The organism is Lysobacter sp., assembly GCF_035655815.1.
Taxonomy (GTDB): domain Bacteria; phylum Pseudomonadota; class Gammaproteobacteria; order Xanthomonadales; family Xanthomonadaceae; genus Lysobacter_J.
This window is the reverse complement of record NZ_DASRTS010000013.1, coordinates 97,656-114,328: the sequence shown is the minus strand read 5'-3', so window position 1 is coordinate 114,328 and position 16,673 is coordinate 97,656. Positions and strand designations below refer to the sequence as shown.

Here is a 16,673-nt window from a genome sequence, read left to right as displayed (position 1 = left end):
TAAGCATCGTGACGAAACGTTCACGCCGATGCGTGGGGCCTATCGGACGCATGCGATCCGACAGGCGCCTCTTGCAGTCTCAACGCACAGGTTCGCCGGCCAGGGCGGCACGGCGTACGCGGGCTTCCAGCAGTGCGTAACCGGCGACCGCCAGCAGCAGCGGACCGAGGTAATAGCAGGCGCGATATGCGAGCAGCGCCGCCAGCAGTTGCGGCGCCGGAACCTGATGACCAAGCAGTGCCAGGAACACCGCCTCCAGCACGCCAATGCCAGCCGGGATGTGGGCGATGGCCGAGGCCACCGCCGCCAGCAGCAACGTGCCCAGCACGGTGCCGTAGGACACCTCCGGCGGCATGAACAGGTGCAGCAGCCACGCCATCAGCGACCAGTTGCATGCGGCCATCGCCACCTGCAGCAGCGCCAGCGGCAGCGACGGCAGGCGCAGGTGATGCCCGCGCACGTGAAACACGCGTCCGTGCGACAGCCGGCATGCGCCCAGGTACGCGCCCACCGCCAGCAGCATCGCCACGCCGATCCATGGCAGCAGGCCGATGTCCACGCCCCACTGCGGCGGCGGCGCCACCGCGCGCATCGCGAAGATCGCGCCGGCCAGCAGCAGGTAGCCGATCCAGTTGGTGCTGACGGTGAACGCGACGATGCGGCTGATCGCGCCGATGCCGAGGCCCGCGTGCGAATACATGCGGTAGCGGAAACCCGCGCCGCCGACCAGCGCGCCGACGTTGAGGCTGAAAGCGTAGGCCACCAGCGAGATGGCCATCACGTGCGGCACCGGCAGGTGATGGCGCGCATAACGTCGCGCGGCCACGTCGTAGCACGAGTACAGCAGATAGCTTCCGACCGTCAGCGCCGCGGCACTGGCCAGCGTCAGCGCGCTGTAACCGGCCAGTGTCGCGCCGACCTGCGGCCAGTCGACCGACGCGGCGTAGCGCACCAGCAGCACCGCCACCACCGCGAGGAAGACGAAGAAGGCGATGCGGCGCCAGCGCCGTCCACGCGCGCGCCGCGCGCTCATGACGTGGGTTCCGCATCATGCGCCGGCGGTCGCACCAGCGCGGTCCGCGGCGTGTGCGCCGGCAGCCATCCGGCCCATTCGGGAAACTTGCGCAGCACGTGGAACAGCAGCGGGCGCGTGATCGGCTGCCAGAAGCGTCCGCGCGGCACGCTCGCCGGTTCCACCACGCGGCAGTGGTGCTGCATGAGGTGCCCGAGGCGTTCGCGCAGCACGCGCGCGAACGCCTCGTCGCGCACGAATACGTTGGCTTCGAGGTTCAGCGAGAAACTCAGCGGGTCGAGGTTGCTGGAACCCACCGTGCTCCACTGCCCGTCGATCACGGCGACCTTGCCGTGGAACGGACGCTCGCAGTACTCGTGGATGTGCACGCCGGCATCGACCAGATAGCGATACAGCGCGCGTGCCGCCATCAGGGCCAGCGGCGTGTCGGGCTGGCCCTGGAAGATCAGGTGCACGTCAACGCCGCGTCGCGCTGCGCGGCGCAGGTCGCGCAGGAACCCGTAGCCCGGGAAGAAGTACGCGTTGGCGATGACGATCTCGCGCGTCGCATCGTTGAACGCCCGCCGGTACTGGTGCTCGATCGCGCGCGAGCGACGCCCGTTGTCGCGCGGCACGAAGCAGACGGTGGCGCCGGCCCGCGCCGCGTCCGACGAAGGCGGTGCCGGCTGCCACTGCTCGCCCGTGCCGCGCGTCACCATCGCCCGGCGCATGAAGGACACGATGTCCGCGACCACCGGCCCCTGCACCTCCACCGCATAGTCCTGCTTGGCCTCCGGGCCGAAGTCCTGCAGGTGGTCGGCCGAGTAGTTGATGCCGCCGACGAATGCCAGCTCCTCGTCGATCGCGACCAGCTTGCGGTGCATGCGCCGGAACACGTTGAGGCGGATGCCGAACAGCGTCGGCTGGCGATCGTACATGCGCAGCTCGACGCCAGCCTCGGTGAGTTCGTGCACGAAAGTTTCCGACAGGTCCGGCGAGCCGAACGCATCCACCAGGAAGTGCACGCGCACCCCTCGTTTCGCGGCCGCCACCAGGCGCTTGTGCAGTTCGATCCCGACCTTGTCCTCGAACCAGATGAACGTCTCCATCAGCACTTCGCGCCTGGCCGCATCGATGGCCTCGAACACGCGCGCGAAGTACTCCTCGCCGTTCTCGAGCAGATGCACCCGATGTCCGGGACGCCAGCACGGCTGCAGCGCGCGCGGCCACCTCACAGCGCGATCCTCGCCAGCAGCGGTACGTGGTCCGACAGGTGCGACCACGGGCGACCGGACAGCACGCGGGCTTCCTCCACGCGTGCGTTGCGAACGTAGATGCGGTCCACCGGCAGCGTCGGCCAGCGCGACGGAAACGTGCGCGCGACCCTTCCGCGCGTCTGTTCGAACGCTTCCACCAGGCCGCAGCGATGCAGCAGTCGATGACCACGCACGCGCCAGTCGTTGAAGTCGCCCGCGACGATGAGTGGCGCGTCGACCGGGATCTCCTCGTTGACCATGCTGCACAGCAGGGCGATCTGCCGCCGACGGTGCGATTCGCGCAGGCCCAGGTGCACGCAGACGGTGTGGATCTCCTGCTCGAAACCTGGAATGCGCAGCACTGAGTGCAGCAGGCCGCGCTGTTCGTGTCCGTCCACCGATACATCGCAGTTGCGATGGAACCCGATCGGGAACTTGCTCAGCAGCGCGTTGCCATGGTGCCCGTGCGGATACACGGCGTTGCGCCCGTAGGCGAACTGCGTCCACAGCGTGTCGGCCAGGAACTCGTACTGCGTCGCCTGCGGCCAGTCCGGATGGCGCCTGGCGTGCCGCGCGTGTTCGCCCAGCACTTCCTGCAGGAACACCATGTCGGCGGAAACCTCGCGGATCGCCTCGCGCAGTTCCGGCAGCACGAAGCGCCGGTTGAGGAGGTTGAATCCCATGTGCACGTTGACGGTCAGGACGTTGATCGAAGCCATGAAGCGGATCGGCGGAAACCTGCCCGCATTCTGCCGCCGCGTGTCCTGCTGTCGCGTGAGGATGCCGCACGACGCGCTGCGCGCCGGCATTCACGTGTGTTTAACGCCGTCGTGCGGCGCCGATTCGCAGCGAAGTGTCGGGTCTGCTGCCATGCCGCGCGCGACATGCTGCATGCAACCGGACAGCGCACGGCGTGCGCTGTCCGGTGTGGCATTACGCCACGTCGATCAGTGTTCGGGCACCCACACGAAGCTGTCGCCCTGCGCCTTGACGTGGCCGATGCCCGGGAACGGGAAGTGCACCGCATACACGCGCAGGTTGCCGTCGGCCGCGCGTTGCAGCAGCGCGCGGCGGCTTGCTTCGGCCTCGGGCGCGTTCTCGTCGTACTGGATGGTCCATTCGGGGCGCTGCACCGAGATCACATGGTGGTGCGCCGAATCGCCGATGTAGAGCAGGCGATCGTCGCCCGATGCGATCTCGTACGCGCTGTGCCCCGGCGTGTGGCCGTTGACGGCCACCGCGGTGACAACGCCTGGCACCACCTCGGCGCCGGGCTGGAACGTCGCGACCTTGGGCGTGATCGCGCGTGCCAGCGACGCCGCGTCCGCGTCGCCCTTCAGCGCGTCCCACTCGGGCGCGGACAGATGGATGGACGCGTTGGGGAACGCCAGCGTGCCCTCGCGCGTCAGCAGGCCGCCGACGTGGTCGGGATGGCGATGCGAGATGAAGATGTCGGTGACCTGCGCGGCTTCGACGCCAGCGGAACGCAACACGTCCTGCAATCGTCCAGCACGTGCCCACTTCACGTCGCCCGCACCGGTGTCGAACAGCAGCACGCGGTCGCCCGCGCGCACCAGCATCGGCTGGATGCTCAGGTGCAGCACGTCGGCGGGCTCACCCGCCGCGGAAACCAATGCCGCCACGTCGGCGGCGGGACGGCCTACGCCGAACACCTTGCCGTCGTTGGCGACGTCGATGTCGCCATCCTTAAGCGCAACGGCGTCGAGCGAACCGACGCGGAAGCGGAACACATCGGCGGCTTGCGGTTCCGGTGCCGCCGCAGCAGGCGCCGCACTGGCGGTGGTTGTCGCCGGAGTCGCGGTTGCGGAGTCATCGGCGGACGACGGCTGTTCCGAGCACGCGGACAGCATGGCGCCGGCAACCAGTGCGGCGACCAGCACGTGAAGCGGTTTGCGGTTCATTGGAATCACTCGATATGGGGAGAGGACCTGCGCGACGCGCCTGCACGTGCAGGCAAAGTCGTGGCGGCGAGCTTAGGCGCTGGCAGTGGCGCCCAACAAGGCGATGAATCGCGCTGCTGAATTCCGTGAACGGGCCCTGTCGCGGCCTGCGCATCGCCCCCATGCAGGCGCTGGCCGCCCGCAAGGACCATGCGCGTTGCAAGGGATGAGGCCCATTCGGGCTGCCGCCATCCGATCCGCCAATACCGCCGCGACGGCCAGGGAGAGGCGAACATGACCGACGTCGCCGAACATTTGAAGGCAGGCCTTTCCGGCCTCACCCTCGACGAAACGCTGCAGAAGCCGGTGTCCGCCCTGCTGGGCGTCAGCGACGAGGCAGCGACCGCGCTGCAGCGCGTGGGCATCAGCAGCATCTTCGAGCTCGGCTCGTCGTGGCTGTTCGCGCACGCCTCGGCGGCGATCGCCGCACGCGACATCGCCGAGCCCGCGCCCGCACCGTTGCTGGAGGACGTCGCACAGGTACCCGCCGATCAGATCCCCGGACTGCCGTTGCGACACCTGCGCGGGCTGTCGGACGAGGACGCCACCGCAATCTCGCAGGCACTGGACGTGCAGAGCCTGCGTGAGTTCGCGCTGTGGCCGCCGCGCCACATCGCACAGCGCCTGCTCAGCATGGCCAGCGGCGCCGATGGCGAAGTCGAGGACGTGCATGCCGAGGCGCTGCGTCCGCGCCTGGGCGAATACCCGACCGAGCGCGTGTACTACGAATCGCTGGTGATGCTGGGCATGGCGACAGACGCGTCGCAGCAGCCACTCACCGGCACCATCCCGCTGCAGCCGGTGATCGACGACCCGGTGGGCTTCGGCCAGCCGGCGGTCGGCGCGCTGGTCACGCTGTCGCAATCGTGGTTCGCCAAGGGCATCACGCTGGGACATATGCTGCATTCGCTGGCGCTGGCGCCCGGCGAAGCCACGCGTATCGCGGTAGTGGACTGGTCGCGGCGCACGCGCTCCACGTCGACCGAATCGATCGACGAGTCCGAGCGCCTGGATAGTGCCACCGAGCATTCGCGCGCCATCAGCGAAGTGCAGAACGCGGTCGCCGGCGAGATGCAGTCGGGCGGCTCGATGACGTCCGGCTGGGCCAAGTCCACCACCAAGGGCAAGGCCGGCGGCTGGAGCGTCGGCGGCGGCCTGGCCGGCGCGTTCAAGGGCGTGAGCGGCGTGCTGGGATTCGGCGGCGGGTCGGGCAGTTCGTCGAGCGAGTCGGTGACCGAGAGCGAGGCCAGCAGCACGTCCTGGTCCATCGGCAACCGCTCGGTGACGGCGCAGATGGCGCAGCACGCCAACGAGCGTACCGAGCAGCACTCGGCCTCGGTGCGCAACCGGCGCGCATCCGCGGTGCGCGAAGTCTCGCAGTCCGAGCACGAGGAAGTGAGCACGCGCGTAGTGGCCAACTACAACCACATGCACGCGCTCACGGTGCAGTACTACGAAGTGGTGCAGGTGTATCGCGTCGTCGTGCGGGTGAAGTCGGTGCAGCGCGTGCTGTTCCTGCCGTTCGAACTGCTGGATTTCAGCGCGGCCAACGCGGGCGATGCAGTGGCACGCTTCCGCGGCTCGTTGCTGGGCGCCGCGCTGAATCCGCGCATCGCCGCGCTGCTGCTGGACGATCGCGGCGAGGTGGAAGTGCGCACGGCGGCGCGCGTGCCGCTGCCGATCGTGTTCAGCGAGATCGCACCGGCCAGCCTGGTCGCCACCGCACACCTGGCGCGCGTGATCGAGGGCACCGCGACGTCGACACCGACCGCGCCCGCGACGGGTGGAACCACCGCCGGTGGCAGCGTGCTCACCGCGCCTGCTCCCGCCACGCCGCTGGTGGTCCGCCGCATCACGCGGCCGGGTCCGCTCGCCGGCGTCGTGCCGGGCGACGTGGTGGTCGCCGCGGTGTCGTTCGACGGCGTCGGCGCCGATCGCGTGCGCTTCGACCAGCCCGGCGTGCCGGGCGACGACAGCACCTTCGCGGTCCCCGCCACGACGTTCCGGGTGGATTTCCCCAACGGGCTGCTGCTGCGCAACGTCACCGGCATCCACGTCGCCAAGACCGGCGCCGATGCCGACGCGGGTACGATGACGCTGCATGTGCGCAGCGGGGCGGAGACGCTGGAGTTGCCCATCGCGCTCGACCTGGCCGCCGGCACGGCGATGCAGAAAGTGGCGTACGTGGCCGCCGATCCGGCCAATCGCAAGGAAGAGCTGCTGGCGCATCTGCAGGCCAACCGCACGCACTACTCGCAGGCCGTGCTGCGCAACCTGGACTCGGCGACGCTGGTGATGCTGATGTCGCGCTTCAGCTGGAAGGGGCGGCCGCTGACCGACCAGGTCGAACCCAAGCCGCTGGCGGTGGCGGGAAATTACTTGGTGCTGCGCGCGCCGGTGGCCATGGATGAGGACGCCGGTGTCGACGACAGCGGCATGAAGTGGTCCGAGCTGCTGCTGCAACGCGAACTCAAGCTAGACCAGCAGGACGACCGGCTGGTGCCGATCCCGACCGGCGGCGTGTTCGCAGAGGCTGTGCTGGGCCGGTCGAACTCCGCCGAGAAGCTCGACATCACCCGCTTCTGGAACTGGCAGGACTCGCCGATCCCGCTGCAGCCGCCGGAGATCGCTCCGGTCGCCACCGGCAGCCGCGGCACGACGGAGGATCTCAAGCCCGGGCAGCTGGGCGCACCGGTGCTCAACGTGCTCACGCCGACCACGCTGCCGGAACCGGCCGGGCTTTCGGCCGCGCTCAATACGCTGGCCAGCGCCAGCCTGTTCCGCGACATGAGCGGCCTGGCCGGCACGCAGGCGCTGGCGCAGGCCTCTACCACGGGCACGCTGGACGCCGCCACCGAAGCCGGCCGGCAGGCCAGCGCCAACTACAAGACCGCGGCCGACCAGGCCGTGGCGATGGGACAGGCCGCGGCGGACATGTGGAAGGTGGCGCAGCAGACCAAGCAGGGTGGCGGCGGTGGAGGCGGTGCCGCGGGCGGCGGTTCGGACTCGAACATCTCCGCCGACGGCGCACGCATCAACCACGGGCGCGACATGGATCAGCGCGGCGTGTCGGCCGGATCGAACGGCCTGCGCGTGACCGAAAGCCAGGCCGAGTTCCAGGCCGCCGGTGGCGGCGGCGGTGGTGGTGGCAGCGGAGGTGGCAGCGGCGGCGGCGAAGCGGGCGGCATGGCGCCGATCTCGCGCGAGCTGGCGTTCGCGGACACCTCGGCCACCGGCATCTCGCCCGCGTTGCTGACGGGGACGACGCAGGCGCTCGGCGGCGGCGCGGTCGCGGGCGCGCTGGCCGGGATGGTGCTGCCGTCGGCTGCAGTGCACGCCGCGCTGCAGACGCTGGTGTTTTCGCACCTGCGTGCCGATGCACAGGCTTCGGGCGCATCGCTCCAGAACGTCCGGCTGCATCCGATGAAGGCGCACCGCTACGGCGCACGTTTCAGCGCCATCGGCCTGTTTGCATGGACCAACAGCTCCAGCGACATCTACTTCGACGTCGACGCATACCTGGCCGGCATCAGTGAGCATGAGCGCAACGGCGCCACCAATGATGAAGCGGTGCAGCTCATGCGCGGCTTCGGAGTGATCGTGTTGCGGCACGAACTCGTGCACATCGACCAGTTCCGCCAAACCGGACGGCCCACCTCGTTCAAGCAGATGGTCACCTACGAACGCGAGGCTCTGGGCTGCAGCGGCGCCACAGCCAGGCCTTTGGCCTCGCTGCCATGGTTGGCGAATACGGGCAGCGGGGGCGCCACGGATTTCCTGGTCAACACGCTCAAGCTGGACGCCGCCGACGCCGCCTCGATGGTCACCGATGCACAGAACCAGATGACGGCCAGCTGCTCGAATCTGGCACCACTGGTTAACCTCACGCAGGCCAAGCAGATCATGGACGGATTGATCAACCACCAGTTCCTGCCGGAGGAGCTGGTAAACGGCAAAGGCCGCACCTACGCCGTCGCCGATCTCTACAGATAATGCGCCGCGCGAGCTTGCGCGGCGCTACGCGAAGCCTCGCGCCAGTTCGCGCGTCAGCTCCGCGGCACCGACCGTCTTGCAACCGCGCGTGTTCTGCCCGGCCCAAAGCGGCGAAAAATCGCCGCTGCCCCGCGCTTCGGCCGCCTTGCGCAACGCGACGAGCGCGGGCGCCGCGAGCGGAAAGGCCGGCAGATCGTCGCGCATCGGGCCGAGTTCGCGCATCAGGCGGTTGACGATGCCGCGCGCGGGGCGACCAGTGAACAGGTTGGTCAGCGCGGTGGTGAGTGCGTCGTCGCTCTGCAACGCGGCGCGATGCACGGCGCTGGTGCTCGCTTCCGGACACAGCAGGTAGGCGGTGCCCACCTGCACCGCGGCCGCACCGAGCGCCATCGCGGCGCGCACTCCGGCCGCGTCGGCGATGCCGCCGGCGGCGATCACCGGTACTTGCACCGCCCTGGCGACCTGCGGCAGCAGTGCGAACGTGCCGACCTGCGTGGCCGTATCGGGCGACAGGAACTGACCGCGATGCCCGCCGGCTTCCAGGCCTTGTGCGATCACCGCGTCGACACCGCGCGCCTCCAGCCAGCGCGCTTCCTCCACCGTCGTCGCGGACGAGATGACCTTGGCGCCGGTCGCACGTACGCGCTCCAGCAGCGGCGCCGCCGGCAACCCGAAGTGGAAGCTGACCACCGGCGGGCGCAGCGCCTCGACCACCTCCGCGGCGGCTTCGCCGAACGGTGCGCGCGATGGCCCCGATGCTGCGGCATCCGGGTCCAGGCCGAGCTCGTCGTAATAGGGACGCAGCAGCGCGCGCCAACCGGATTCGCGCGCTTCATCGGGCTGCGGCGCCGGATGGCAGAAGAAGTTGACGTTGAACGGCGCATCGGTCTGCGCGCGGATCGCGGCGATCTCGTCCGCCAGCGCCTGCGCGCCCAGCGTGGCTGCGGGCAACGCGCCGAGCCCGCCCGCATTGCACACCGCGATCGCCAGCGCGCTGCCCTGCACGCCAGCCATGGGCGCCTGCAGCAGCGGAAGCGGCAGGTCGAACAGGCGGTCGGTCATGGCGGTCTCCGGTCACGGCGCAGCGACGCCCCGCATTGTCGCAGCCGGCCCGCCCGGCGGTTTTGCCGCCGCGGGCGGCGCTGCCCCGGCGACTACAACGGCCCGGACAGTTCGTCCACGTCCTCCACGAAGGTCTCGCCGGTCAGCGCCAGGGCCTGCGCCAGCTGCTTCACGACCCCGCACTGGGCCATGTGCTCGTCGACCAGCCAGGCCACTTCGTCGCCTTCCGGATTGGTCAGGCGCAGCACGCACTTGCGTGTGTCGGGAAACGGTCCGAGCGCCTGCAGGCGCCAGCCGGGCGGCAGGGTCTGGCTGCGGGTGTCCATGGGATTTCTCCGCGGAACGACACCCCAACGTTAGCGCGCCATACGGTCGGTGGCATGACTGCGCCGGGGTCGGCGCGATGCTTCCGGCACGGTAGCAGCCCGTCCGGACACGGTATGGTGTCGCACCCGTTCCCAGCCGAAGACCCGATGTCCGCCCAATCCAGTTCCCCGGCCGCCTCGCAACTCGGCCACGCGCTCAAGCCAAGGCAGTTGATCATGATGGGACTGGGCAGCGCGATCGGCGCCGGGCTGTTCCTCGGCTCCGGCGTGGGCGTGCAGGCCGCCGGACCGGCCGTGCTGGTCTCGTACCTCGTCGCCGGCGCGCTGGTGATCATCGTGATGAACGCGCTGGGCGAAATGGCCGCGGCCAAGCCGGCCAGCGGCGCGTTCTCGGTGTACGCCGCCGATGCGATGGGCGCGACCGCCGGCGCGACCGTGGGATGGCTGTGGTGGGTGCAGCTGGTCATCGTCATCGCGGCCGAGTCGGTCGGCGCGGCGGGCCTGCTGGGGACGGTTTGGCCGCAGCTGTCGGTGCCGTTGGCGTCGCTGACCTTCATGGTGGTGTTCACCGCCATCAACCTGATGGGCGTGCGCAACTTCGGTGAGTTCGAATTCTGGTTCGCGATCCTCAAGGTCGTGGCCATCGTGGTGTTCATCCTGATCGGCGCGGCGCTGGTGTTCGGCCTGCTGCCCGGCGTGCCCTCGCCGGGGCTGTCCAACTTCACCGCTCACGGCGGATTCGCGCCCAAGGGCTGGGCCGGCATCGGCGCGGCGCTGCTGGTGGTGGTGTTCGCCTTCGGCGGCACCGAGATCGTCGCGGTGGCGGCGGCGGAAACCGCCGATCCCTCGCGCAGCATCGCCCGCGCCATCCGCACCGTGGCCTGGCGCATCCTGGTGTTCTACATCGGCTCTATCAGCGTGATCGTCGCCGTGGTGCCGTGGACCAGCGAGGCGCTGCGCTCGCCGTTCGCCGCCGTGCTGGAACTCGCGCGCATCCCGGGCGCGGCGACCGCCATCACGCTGGTCGCGGTGGTGGCGCTGCTGTCGGCGCTCAACGCCAACCTGTACGGCGCCTCGCGGATGATCTTCTCGCTGGCGCAACGCGGCGAGGCACCGCGCTGGCTGGGACGCGTGAGCCGCGCGCAGGTGCCGGCGATGGCCGTGCTGTCGTGCGTGCTGTTCGGCTTCATCGCCACCGTGTTCGAGCTGTGGTACCCCAACCGCGTGCTGCCGGTGCTGCTCAACGTGGTCGGCTCGACCTGCCTGCTGGTGTGGACGATCTCGCTGGTGTCGCAGCTGATCCTGCGCCGCCGCGCCGATCGCGCCGGTACGCCGCTGCCTTTCCGCATGCGCGGCTATCCGTGGCTGACGGTCGGCGCGCTGGCGATCCTGGCGATGATCTTCGGCCTGTTGCTGTCTTCGCCTGAAACGCGCGGGCAGTTCCTGTCGATGGCGGCGCTGACCGCGGCGATTGCCATTGCCTGCGACATCGCACGTCGCATGCGCAACAAAAAACGCGCGACGGTCTGACCGTCGCGCGTTGCAGCGGCGGGCGCGGGGAGGGGAAAGCGCACGCCGCGATGCTAGGTTGAGCAGGCGTCAGCTCTCGTAGGCCGACTCGCCGTGCGAGGTGATGTCCAGGCCCTCGCGTTCGGATTCCTCGCTGACGCGCAGGCCGACGGTGTACTTCACGATCAGGAAGCTCACCAGCGCGACCACGCCGGAGACCACCACCGTCACCAGCACGCCCTGCAGCTGGATCCACACCTGCGAGGCGATGCTGTATTCCGGCAGCGCGGTTTCGGTGACGTAATCCCAGATGCCCGAGCCGCCCAGCGCGGGCGAGGCGAACACGCCGGTGAGCAGCGCGCCGAGGATGCCGCCCACGCCGTGCACGCCGAACACGTCCAGTGCGTCGTCGGCACCCAGCAGGCGCTTGAGGCCGTTGACGCCCCACAGGCACACCGCGCCCGCCAGCGCACCGATGATCAGGGCGCCGCACAGGCCGACGAAGCCGGCGGCCGGCGTGATGGCGACCAGACCCGCGACCGCGCCCGACGCCGCACCGAGCATCGACGGCTTGCCCTTGCTGACCCACTCCACCGCGGTCCAGCCCAGCACCGCGGCGGCGGTGGCGAGGAAGGTATTGACGAAGGCCTGGGCCGCGACCGCGTTGGCTTCCAGCGCGGAACCGGCGTTGAAGCCGAACCAGCCCACCCACAGGATGGACGCGCCGATCATGGTCTGCGTGAGGTTGTGCGGCTTGATCGCCTCGCGCCCGTAGCCCACGCGCTTGCCGATCACGTACGAACCCACCAGGCCGGCGATGGCCGCGTTGATGTGCACCACCGTGCCGCCGGCGAAATCCAGTGCGCCCTTGGCGAACAGGAAGCCCGACTGCGCCAGCACGCCCGGCACGGCGTCGTTGCTGGTGAACGCATCCGGTCCGGGGAAGAACCACACCATGTGCGCCATCGGCGTGTAGGCGAAGGTGAACCACAGCACGGTGAACAGCATCACGCCGGCAAACTTCACCCGCTCGGCGAACGCGCCGATGATCAGCGCGCAGGTGATGCACGCGAACGCACCCTGGAACACGAAGAACACCAGCTCGGGGATGTACACGCCCTTGGTGAACGTCGCGCCCATCGCCGTGGCGTCCAGTCCCTTGGCGAACACGCGGTCGAACCCGCCGATGAATGCGTTGCCCGGCGTGAACGCCAGCGAGTACCCGTACAGCACCCACAGCACCGCCACCAGCGAGAACACCAACAGGCACTGCATCAGCACCGACAGCACGTTCTTGCTGCGCACCAGGCCGCCGTAGAACAACGCCAGCCCGGGCAGGGTCATGAAGATCACCAGCGCCGAACACACCAGCAGCCAGGCGATGTCGCCCTTGTTGGCGGTCGGTGCGGCGGCGGTGGCGGTTTCCTGGGCGAATGCGAGAGCGGGTAGCAGGAACGCGCACAGCGCCGCCAGCAAGCCCACCAGACGCGGACTTCGCAACGCGTCGATTGCGCGCCGGCGCTCGTCGGCCTGCCGGCTTCCATTCGCCGGTCGGATTGAGTCGTGCGAGGACGCACTTGCGCCCATGCTGTCATCCCCGCGAAGGCGGGGATCCATCTGTGAGAGCGTCACGGTGGGGATTCCTTCTTTCGTCGAAGTTGAGGCGATCGGATCGATGGACTCCCGCCTGCGCGGGAATGACGGCTCAGGGGCTGAAGGCATCCCAGTGCACGTGGAAGGACGAGGCGCGCGTGGTGCAACGTTGGTGTGGGAGGTTGTCTTCATCGTCTGTCCCTCACAACGCATCGTCATCGAGCTCGCCGGTGCGGATGCGCACCGTGCGCTCGAGCGATTGCACGAAGATCTTTCCGTCACCGACCTTGCCGGTGCGCGCGGCATTCGCCAGCGCTTCCAGCGCGGCTTCCAGCAGGGATTCCGACACCGCGCACTCGACCTTGAGCTTGGGCAGGAAATCCACGACGTACTCGGCGCCGCGGTACAGCTCGGTATGGCCCTTCTGCCGGCCGAAGCCTTTCACCTCGGTGACGGTGATGCCGGACACGCCCACTTCGGTGAGCGCCTCGCGCACCTCGTCGAGCTTGAACGGCCGGATGATCGCGGTGATCAGTTTCATCTCGCAGCTCCCTGGGTTTGAACGATTCGTCTTGGGACGACGGGTCTTGGATGGCTCATCGGCGCGCTCAGAACGTCTTGGTCAGCGTCAACACCACGGTGTCGTCGCCGAGGAAGTTGTCATGCGCGTTGGTGTAGAACGCCTCTTCGGCGTCCGTGTCGGTGTAGGCCAGAGCAATGGCGAAACCGCCGTCGAAGGACTTGGTGACGCCGAGCTTCCAGTCGGTGTATTCGAAGTCCTCGTTGTTCTCGATCCACTGCTTGCCGGCGTGCGCGTTGAGCGTCCACGTCGGCACGAACTCCCAGTTCACGGACGCATCCAGATAGCCGCTGCCGTCGGAGTCGGCGTAGCCGAACAGGTCGGTGACGGAATAGAAGTACTTGGCGGCGAACACGCCGGCGGTGATGCCGAGATAGATCTCGCCCGTGTCCGGGCTGTTGAAGCCGGAGGGATAGTCGCCGGGATACCAGTAGTACAGCGCGCCGACGTCGAAGCCGACCGTGTCGTTGAACTTGCCGCGATAGCCGCCGTAGAAGTCCAGCTCGACGCTGTTGGAGATGTCGTCGTCCGGCACGACGGTGTCGGACAGCCAGCTGACGTTGCTGCCCCACGAGCCGACATAGAAACCGCTGTCGGCCGCGTATTCCACGCCGGCCTGCAGCGCGGGTTCCTGGTTGTTCTGCGAGATGCCGCGGAAGATGTAGTCGCTGGTCAACGCGACCGAGCCGGACACGCCGGCGCGGGCGTCATCCACCGGCAGGACGAGCGCGAGCACGCCGGCCAGTGCGACGGACATGAGCGATGCACCGGACCGGACAGCGTTCGATGCAGCGGTGTTGCGGACAGCAATGCGAGACGACATGACGCAGGCTCCTCATAAGCGGTGGCCCCTCCCCGGTCATTGGTGTTCGTGCTCTGCAACGTCGGGCGATCCGTCGGTGCCCGGGTTGTCGTGGGGACGCACTCGCCTTGCGGCGGGCAGTGCCCGTCGTTTTTGTTCACCTCGTCGGTTGTGGTGGTAGTAGTGCGGTGCTGCGTTACGGCCGCGTCGGCACGGCCCGCGTCATGAAGACGCTGTTCGGATCGTCCGTGTAGTCCGCGAACGGACCGCAGAACTCGAAACCGAAACGCGCATACAGCTGGCGCGCGGCGTCGAAGCCCTGCATGGAGCCGGTTTCCAGGCTCAGCCGGTGGTACTGGCGACGCCCTGCCTCGGCGAGGATGTGCTCCAGCATCGCGGCCGCCACCCCCTTGCGGCGGTGCCGTGATGCGGTGCGCATCGACTTGATCTCGCCGTGCGCGGCGTCGAGCTGCTTCAGCGCGCCGCAGCCCATCAGCTCTTCTTCGTCCCACGCGGACCAGAAGGTGACCTGCGACTGCCGCAGGCCGTCGAGGTCGAGCGCGTGGATGCTTTCAGGCGGAGACAGCTGCGCCATGCTCTGCAGGTGTTCCTGCAGCAGCGCGACGACTTCGGGATGGTCGAGACCGCCGGTGCGGATCTCCATCGCGTGCTCCGTGGGGACGAGTTGCGTGGACGTGCGTGGTGCGAAACGAACACGGCCCGGAGCATTCGCCCCGGGCCGTTTATTGCTCAGATCGTGAAACCCATCCGGTAGTCGAGCGGGTGAGGAAGAAACGCCCGCGCGGCACTGCCGCGCGTTGCTTCCAAACGCACGGCGCGCTGCGCCGGGCCGGACATCTGCCGGCCCGAAGCCAACACCGCTCGCATGCCGGTACGCATCAGATCGTGTAGTACATCTGGTATTCGAGCGGATGCGTCGCGGCGCGGAAGCGCGTGACTTCCTGCATCTTCAGCGCGATGTAGCCGTCGATGAAGTCGTCGGTGAACACGCCGCCGGCCTTGAGGAAGTCGCGATCCTTATCGAGCGCTTCCAGCGCCTGGTCGAGGCTGTGGCAGACGGTCGGGATGTTCTTCTCTTCTTCCGGCGGCAGGTCGTACAGGTCCTTGTCGCTCGGCGCACCCGGGTCGATCTGGTTCTTGATGCCGTCCAGGCCGGCCATCATCAGCGCGGCGAAGATCAGGTAGCCGGAGTTCATCGGATCCGGGAAGCGGATCTCGATGCGGCGCGCCTTCGGGTTGGCGACGTACGGAATGCGGCACGAAGCCGAACGGTTGCGCGCCGAGTAGGCCAGCATCACCGGCGCTTCGAAGCCCGGCACCAGGCGCTTGTAGCTGTTGGTGGTCGAGTTGGCGAAGGCGTTGATCGCGCGGGCGTGCTTGAAGATGCCGCCGATGTACCACAGCGCCATCTGCGACAGGCCGCCGTAGCCGTCGCCGGAGAACAGGTTCACGCCGCCCTTGGCCAGCGACTGGTGCACGTGCATGCCGCTGCCGTTGTCGCCGACGATCGGCTTGGGCATGAAGGTGGCGGTCTTGCCGTTGCGGTGGGCGACGTTCTTGATGACGTACTTCATCGTCAGCAGCTCGTCGGCCTTCTTCACCAGCGAGTTGAACTTGGTGCCGATCTCGCACTGGCCGGCGTTGGCCACTTCGTGGTGATGCACTTCCACTTCCATGCCGACCTGCTCCAGCGTCTTGCACATCTCGGCGCGGATGTCGTGCAGCGAATCCAGCGGGGCGACCGGGAAGTAGCCGCCCTTCACCATCGGACGGTAGCCGGTGTTGCCGCCGTCGTACTCACGGCCGGAATTCCAGTGCGCTTCTTCCGAATCGATGTGGAAGAAGGTGTGGCCCATGTCGTTGGCGAAGCGGACCGAATCGAAGATGAAGAATTCCGGCTCCGGACCGAAGAAGGCCTGGTCGGCGATGCCGCTGGACTTCAGGTAGGCCTCGGCGCGCTTGGCGACGCCGCGCGGATCGCGCGAGTAGGCCTGCATGGTGGCCGGGTCGAGGATGTCGCAGGTCAGCACCAGGGTCGGATCGGCAGTGAACGGATCCAGGAACGCGGTGGACGCGTCGGGGAGCAGCACCATGTCGGACTCGTTGATGCCCTTCCAGCCGCTGATCGACGAACCGTCGAACATCTTGCCGTCCTCGAACAGGCTCGGCTCCACGATCGACTTCGGGAAGGTGACGTGGTGCTGCACGCCGCGCATGTCCACGAAGCGCAGGTCCACGAATTCGACCTTGTGGTCCTTGATCAGCTTCTCTACGTGTTCGATCGACATTGATTGCTCCGGATTCGGATTGGAATGGGGGATGTTGGACCGGCCGGATGACCGGTGACGGATGAGATGAAGCACAGGTCGTGCCAACTTTCACGCGACCGTAACAGATTGATTCCATTGGCCGCTGCATCGAGCCCTCTGGCTGAGCGCACCAAAACGGGGCGCCGCCGCGGGCCCATGCATCAACCCGGTGCACACGCACCCATCCGGTATGCTGCCCCGTTTCGCGCCTGGCGTCCGCGTGCGGCGCCCGCAATTCCGAACATCCCC

At 68.3% G+C, this 16,673-nt stretch carries 14 protein-coding genes; 2 read left to right on the top strand and 12 right to left on the bottom strand.

Annotated features, from left to right (window positions below; translation table 11 throughout):
- Positions 1 to 79: 79 nt before the first annotated feature.
- The 4 genes from VFE83_RS02760 to VFE83_RS02745 all read right to left on the bottom strand — a co-directional run bounded on the left by VFE83_RS02760 (position 80) and on the right by VFE83_RS02745 (position 4,190).
- On the bottom strand, positions 80 to 1,033 hold the full coding sequence (locus VFE83_RS02760) for a lysylphosphatidylglycerol synthase domain-containing protein (protein WP_324903340.1): 954 nt from the start codon (positions 1,031 to 1,033) through the stop codon (positions 80 to 82).
- On the bottom strand, positions 1,030 to 2,199 hold the full coding sequence (gene clsB / locus VFE83_RS02755) for a cardiolipin synthase ClsB (protein WP_324903339.1): 1,170 nt from the start codon (positions 2,197 to 2,199) through the stop codon (positions 1,030 to 1,032). Before clsB ends, VFE83_RS02760 begins: the two co-directional genes overlap by 4 nt.
- A 44-nt stretch (positions 2,200 to 2,243) precedes the next feature.
- Positions 2,244 to 2,987, bottom strand: coding sequence for an endonuclease/exonuclease/phosphatase family protein (locus VFE83_RS02750; protein ID WP_324903338.1), 744 nt, complete (start codon positions 2,985 to 2,987; stop codon positions 2,244 to 2,246).
- 228 nt (positions 2,988 to 3,215) lie between these two features.
- A complete protein-coding gene (locus VFE83_RS02745; protein ID WP_324903337.1) occupies positions 3,216 to 4,190 on the bottom strand; it encodes an MBL fold metallo-hydrolase in 975 nt (324 codons plus the stop codon).
- A gap of 273 nt (positions 4,191 to 4,463) precedes the next feature.
- On the opposite strand from VFE83_RS02745, the gene VFE83_RS02740 reads away from it, so the two are divergent.
- On the top strand, positions 4,464 to 8,222 hold the full coding sequence (locus VFE83_RS02740; protein WP_324903336.1) for a hypothetical protein: 3,759 nt from the start codon (positions 4,464 to 4,466) through the stop codon (positions 8,220 to 8,222).
- Positions 8,223 to 8,246: 24 nt separating this feature from the next.
- Here VFE83_RS02740 and VFE83_RS02735 read toward each other — a convergent pair whose 3' ends face one another.
- Together VFE83_RS02735 and VFE83_RS02730 are read right to left on the bottom strand one after the other, a co-directional pair.
- Entirely contained in the window at positions 8,247 to 9,284 is a 1,038-nt protein-coding gene (locus tag VFE83_RS02735; protein ID WP_324903335.1) for a nitronate monooxygenase, read from the bottom strand.
- A 92-nt stretch (positions 9,285 to 9,376) separates the two neighbouring features.
- Positions 9,377 to 9,610, bottom strand: a complete 234-nt coding sequence (locus VFE83_RS02730) for a hypothetical protein (protein ID WP_324903334.1) — start codon at positions 9,608 to 9,610, stop codon at positions 9,377 to 9,379.
- A gap of 147 nt (positions 9,611 to 9,757) precedes the next feature.
- Between VFE83_RS02730 and VFE83_RS02725 the strand changes: the two genes are divergently transcribed.
- Positions 9,758 to 11,140, top strand: a complete 1,383-nt coding sequence (locus VFE83_RS02725; RefSeq protein WP_324903333.1) for an amino acid permease — start codon at positions 9,758 to 9,760, stop codon at positions 11,138 to 11,140.
- A gap of 69 nt (positions 11,141 to 11,209) precedes the next feature.
- Here the strand turns inward: VFE83_RS02725 and VFE83_RS02720 are convergent, their stop codons facing one another.
- From VFE83_RS02720 to glnA, 6 genes are all read right to left on the bottom strand, one after another.
- Positions 11,210 to 12,592 carry an ammonium transporter gene (locus VFE83_RS02720; RefSeq protein WP_414674677.1) on the bottom strand — a complete coding sequence of 461 codons (1,383 nt, stop codon included), beginning with the start codon at positions 12,590 to 12,592 and terminating at the stop codon, positions 11,210 to 11,212.
- 322 nt (positions 12,593 to 12,914) lie between these two features.
- Positions 12,915 to 13,253 carry a P-II family nitrogen regulator gene (locus tag VFE83_RS02715; RefSeq protein ID WP_324903332.1) on the bottom strand — a complete coding sequence of 113 codons (339 nt, stop codon included), beginning with the start codon at positions 13,251 to 13,253 and terminating at the stop codon, positions 12,915 to 12,917.
- 67 nt (positions 13,254 to 13,320) lie between these two features.
- A complete protein-coding gene (locus VFE83_RS02710) occupies positions 13,321 to 14,049 on the bottom strand; it encodes a TorF family putative porin (protein WP_324903331.1) in 729 nt (242 codons plus the stop codon).
- Positions 14,050 to 14,290: 241 nt separating this feature from the next.
- Positions 14,291 to 14,758 (bottom strand): GNAT family N-acetyltransferase, encoded by a 468-nt coding sequence (locus VFE83_RS02705; RefSeq protein WP_324903330.1) that lies wholly within the window; start codon positions 14,756 to 14,758, stop codon positions 14,291 to 14,293.
- 86 nt (positions 14,759 to 14,844) lie between these two features.
- Positions 14,845 to 14,994, bottom strand: a complete 150-nt coding sequence (locus VFE83_RS02700; RefSeq protein WP_324903329.1) for a hypothetical protein — start codon at positions 14,992 to 14,994, stop codon at positions 14,845 to 14,847.
- A complete protein-coding gene (gene glnA, locus VFE83_RS02695) occupies positions 14,994 to 16,403 on the bottom strand; it encodes a type I glutamate--ammonia ligase (protein WP_324903328.1) in 1,410 nt (469 codons plus the stop codon). The genes VFE83_RS02700 and glnA overlap by 1 nt, the downstream gene beginning before the upstream one ends.
- Between the last annotated feature and the right edge of the window lie 270 nt (positions 16,404 to 16,673).